The organism is Streptomyces katrae, from assembly GCF_000966975.1.
GTDB classification, from domain to species: domain Bacteria; phylum Actinomycetota; class Actinomycetes; order Streptomycetales; family Streptomycetaceae; genus Streptomyces; species Streptomyces katrae.
This window is the reverse complement of sequence record NZ_JZWV01000630.1, coordinates 1-565: the sequence shown is the minus strand read 5'-3', so window position 1 is coordinate 565 and position 565 is coordinate 1. Positions and strand designations below refer to the sequence as shown.

The following is a 565-nucleotide window of genomic DNA, read 5'->3' as shown; positions in this document are numbered from 1 at the left end:
GCGGCCGCGTAGGTGACGGCGGAGGCGAGGCAGAGCGCGACGGCGAGCAGGGTGGCGTTCACCGCTCGCCTCCGGCGGTCACGGGGAGGGGCCGGAGGGGCTCCGGGACAGGCACGGGCCCGGCCGGTGCCTCGAGGGCGCCCGGGCCCGCGGGCGCGGTCCCGGGCGACGGCGCCGTCCGGCGGGGCCTCGGGAGGCGCGGCAGCGGCCCCGGGGCGGCGGCCGCCGGGCGGGGGATCAGCAGGAGGGCGGCGCCCAGCAGCAGGGTCGCCACGATCGCGTCGACCCAGTAGTGGTTGGCGGTGCCCACGACCACCAGCAGCGTGGCCAGCGGGTGCAGCAGCCACAGGGCCCGCCACCGCGAACGGGTCGCGGCGATCATCCCGAGGGCCAGCATCAGCGCCCAGCCGAAGTGCAGCGAGGGCATCGCGGCGAACTGGTTGGCCATGGTGTCGGCGTCCGGGGCGGCCCGGTAGACGGTGGGCCCGTAGACCTGTCCGGTGTCCACCAGGTGCGCGGCCTCCAGCATCCGCGGCGGCGCCAGGGGGAAGGACAGGTGCAGGGC

Annotated in this window: 1 protein-coding gene; it reads right to left on the bottom strand. The window is 78.2% G+C overall.

The window, feature by feature from the left end:
- Positions 1 to 58: 58 nt before the first annotated feature.
- Positions 59 to 565: phosphatase PAP2 family protein (locus VR44_RS22480; protein ID WP_045949381.1), on the bottom strand; the 507-nt coding region annotated here is incomplete at its 5' end.